Source organism: Psychromonas hadalis ATCC BAA-638 (genome assembly GCF_000420245.1).
GTDB lineage: Bacteria > Pseudomonadota > Gammaproteobacteria > Enterobacterales > Psychromonadaceae > Psychromonas > Psychromonas hadalis.
On the sequence record NZ_ATUO01000341.1, the window covers coordinates 1 to 1,096 of the forward strand.

1 protein-coding gene is annotated in these 1,096 nt (G+C 34.7%); it reads right to left on the reverse strand.

All coding sequences use genetic code 11. The annotated features are described in order from the left end of the window. Positions 1 to 104 precede the first annotated feature (104 nt). Positions 105 to 1,001 (reverse strand): TIR domain-containing protein, encoded by an 897-nt coding sequence (locus G322_RS22535; RefSeq protein WP_022943308.1) that lies wholly within the window; start codon positions 999 to 1,001, stop codon positions 105 to 107. Positions 1,002 to 1,096 lie beyond the last annotated feature (95 nt).

Consider the following 1,096-nt stretch of genomic DNA (forward strand, 5'->3'; position numbering starts at 1 on the left):
GGCAACTAACGCCGCATTAAGCGGACAAAAATAGTGGGTTAAAATGTGTAGCGAAGCGAAACGTAACCCACTGTTTTTTGTTCCGTTTAAATGCCTTGTTAAGCTTATTGCAAGGCTTCTAAATGCTTTATAAGTGAACTTTCAACTTGTGATTTTCCTGAAATAGAATTTGAGTAGAAAATACACCTAAATCCAGAAACATCAAAAGGCAATTTAGATCTGACTTTGTCGCACAGCATAATAGTCGGTTTATTAATTGCGTGTGCATAACCAACTTCATAATAAACATTTGGATTATCTGGTGTGATATCAGCTAAAACCAAAGAACAATCTCGAATTGCAGATGTAATATCTTCAATTAATACACCATTTGTAAACATGTTATCTGCTCTGACAACTTCATATCCAAACTTTTCACAAATTGGTTTAATAATTTCGACATATAAGGAATTAAATTCATCAGTAAACTGCATTACAATAAATGCTTTAGGAAGTTGTTTAATTATTTTAAAGTCTTTAACCTTAGCTTCAGCTACCCCCCGATAAAGTAGTTCTACTTGTGAGTTATGGAAGTTAGCATTAGCTGAACACACTTGCACATCGTCGATTATCAATTCTATGTTTGAACCATTACATTTTATTTTTACTTGTATCCATTGGCTGGTTGGTAAATCAACTCCTATGCCGTTATTACTTATATGCCCATATTGCCCATTATTCATTTGAGCTATGCCATAAGCAGCATTATTTGAGTTAAGCCCAATATTGATTTTATTTTCTTCATCGGCACCTAAGATTAACTGAATCTTGTCTTTACTATTCTCAAGAAAAACCTTAAATTCGATTTCTCCTCCCTTAAATTTGATATTTGAACGTAACTTCTGGGCTTTTTGTTCATCATAATCCAGTGGGGTTTCGTCTTCTCCTATTGTTGGGGAAAACATAATCTCCTCTTTTACTTGAGCTGGTTTTCCTAATAAAGGTAGCCAATTGATTTTCATTATTCGAACCCCTTACTCTGTGAGTATAAGCTTAACGCCCATATTAACGGGCTAAAAATTGTGGGCTAAAATGAGTGAGGAACGAACGAGAGCCC